This is a genomic window from Paenibacillus sp. FSL H7-0331 (assembly GCF_001956045.1).
Genome location: NZ_MRTH01000140.1, coordinates 1 through 1,253, shown reverse-complemented (window position 1 = coordinate 1,253; position 1,253 = coordinate 1). Strand labels below are relative to the sequence as shown.

Annotated in this window: 2 protein-coding genes; both read left to right on the top strand. The window is 31.4% G+C overall.

Annotation, left to right across the window (positions count from 1 at the left end):
* Window positions 1–176: 176 nt before the first annotated feature.
* Window positions 177–641 (top strand): hypothetical protein, encoded by a 465-nt coding sequence (locus BK127_RS42150; protein WP_076238580.1) that lies wholly within the window; start codon window positions 177–179, stop codon window positions 639–641.
* Window positions 642–692: 51 nt separating this feature from the next.
* The gene (locus tag BK127_RS42145) at window positions 693–1,193 is read left to right on the top strand and encodes a hypothetical protein (protein ID WP_076238579.1); all 501 of its coding nucleotides are present in this window, start codon (window positions 693–695) and stop codon (window positions 1,191–1,193) included.
* Window positions 1,194–1,253 lie beyond the last annotated feature (60 nt).

Here is a 1,253-nt window from a genome sequence, read left to right as displayed (position 1 = left end):
AATAAAATGAGAATCATTGACTTTGCTATTTCAAAATGTGATACTATAAATATATGGAAATTGATTAGTTAATGGAGTGATTTCATAGGTAAGTATAGTTAAATTCTAGTGGTAATATACAAAAATTTAAACCGATAAAATTCAGCTTCATGGGGAGAGTTAGAGGATAACAAGAGATGAAGAAAATGACAGAGATCCATTATTTATTGCCTATTGATTGCATTTATTTATCAGATGAAATTGATAAAATAAAAAACTTGATGAATATAGATTTTGATGACGACTTCCTATTATCAAAGTATGATTCTTATGGTAGAGGACGCGGTGATATTGTTGTATTCAAAAATGAGGTAGAAAACCCAGAGTTTATGCTGTTTGACTTATATAATTCATTTACAGATCAGCATAATATGGTTTTGTTTGGAGTGTGCTGCTTTGAACCTCGTGACATTGAAAAATTAATGTTGGAACTATATAACAAGAGTGAACCAACTAGCAAATTTATATTTGGTGAAGAGAATTACTTGTGTGGAGTTGCTGACTATGTAAATTACCCGAAATTAATCAAATATGGTGATCAGGTTTATAGCCAACGTGTAGAACTATATGTGAATAATAGATTAGTCATGGAGCCAAAATGACATTGTAAGTCTGATTTTATTAAAATTTGAATATTATCGAGTGGTGATGTCATGGATGTGAGTAACTGGGCGAATATTTTTGGGCTGTTCTTTGATCTTACTGGAGCAAGTATGTTGGGGAAGTCTTTTTTTGGAAGTAACTATAAATTAATGAAGTCGCAAAGCAGAATAAGTGCGTCTGGTGTTGGAAGTGTATTCACAGATTTAGTCAAATTAAACTCTTTAGGCATTATTGGAACAACCTTTTTAGGAATCGGGTTCGTTGTACAGGTGCTTACAAATACTGATATCTTTTCGATGATAGCTTTTAGTTTGGTAATTGGTCTACATATACTCCTTTTCATTATAACAACTTTGATGGCAACGATCTATTATAAAAGAAAGGTTGGCTTCTACTCAGGGCTTATGAAAATCAGTGGGTACTGCAGGATGAAGAAGAATTCTGAACTTTTAGATAATGAAATTCAGAACAAAACTTTAAAATTGTTGATTCAATTATCTAACGAAAATAGTTATGAATATTTGAATAAATTTCTATATAAGTTGAACTAAAGGAATTCATTTCCAACCCGTCGAATTAAAGATATACAACCTGAAAGCGACGGTGAAATC

Excerpts from the sequence above, each read along its gene's own strand:
- BK127_RS42145 (WP_076238579.1), top strand. The coding sequence starts at position 693 with ATGGATGTGAGTAACTGGGCGAATATTTTTGGGCTGTTCTTTGATCTT.
- BK127_RS42150 (WP_076238580.1), top strand. The coding sequence starts at position 177 with ATGAAGAAAATGACAGAGATCCATTATTTATTGCCTATTGATTGCATT.